The organism is Bowmanella yangjiangensis, from assembly GCF_017255015.1.
GTDB classification, from domain to species: domain Bacteria; phylum Pseudomonadota; class Gammaproteobacteria; order Enterobacterales; family Alteromonadaceae; genus Bowmanella; species Bowmanella yangjiangensis.
The window spans coordinates 1-551 of the sequence record NZ_JAFKCS010000507.1 but is presented as its reverse complement, the minus strand read 5'-3'; the positions used below and the strand labels follow the sequence as shown (position 1 = coordinate 551).

At 63.9% G+C, this 551-nt stretch carries 1 protein-coding gene; it reads left to right on the top strand.

All coding sequences use genetic code 11. The annotated features are described in order from the left end of the window. Nucleotides 1-194: 194 nt before the first annotated feature. On the top strand, nucleotides 195-488 hold the full coding sequence (locus J0A65_RS25390; protein WP_152489589.1) for a putative quinol monooxygenase: 294 nt from the start codon (nucleotides 195-197) through the stop codon (nucleotides 486-488). Nucleotides 489-551: the final 63 nt, after the last annotated feature.

The following is a 551-nucleotide window of genomic DNA, read 5'->3' as shown; positions in this document are numbered from 1 at the left end:
CGATACGTCCAGCACACGGGCGGCGGCGGACAGGCTGCCGGTCTCGGCAGTGCGAACGAACAGGTGCAGATCATCGAGACGCAGCATGGCAGCCCAACTTTCAAAAAAATAATGAAAGAGACTCTACTAGCAGCTTCTTTTTCTCGCCACACCAATAAACGAGCATGCACCTGTACCGCCAACGGAGCGCCCCGATGCCCACCCCAGTCACCCTCATCGCCACGATCAACAGCCTGCCGGGCCACGCCGAGGCCGTAGCCGCCGGCCTGCAGGCGCTGGCCGTCGCCAGCAACGCCGAAGCCGGCTGCCAGCGCTATGAACTGCACGCAAACCCGGCCAACCCGCAGCAGTTCGTGATGCTCGAACAATGGCGCGATGACGCCGCCCTCGAGCTGCACCGCAATGCGCCGCACTTCCAGCATTTCACCCAGACCTTCGCTGCACGGCTCGCCAGCATCGAGCTGCTGCCCCTGCAGCGTCTTGCCTGAACCACCGAGAGGCCCCTCATGAAAGCCGTCGCCTACTCCCAACCCCTCCCCGCCGAACACCCC

Bases quoted from the DNA above. Each gene is read 5' to 3' on its own strand.
- J0A65_RS25390 (WP_152489589.1), top strand. From the start codon at position 195: ATGCCCACCCCAGTCACCCTCATCGCCACGATCAACAGCCTGCCGGGC.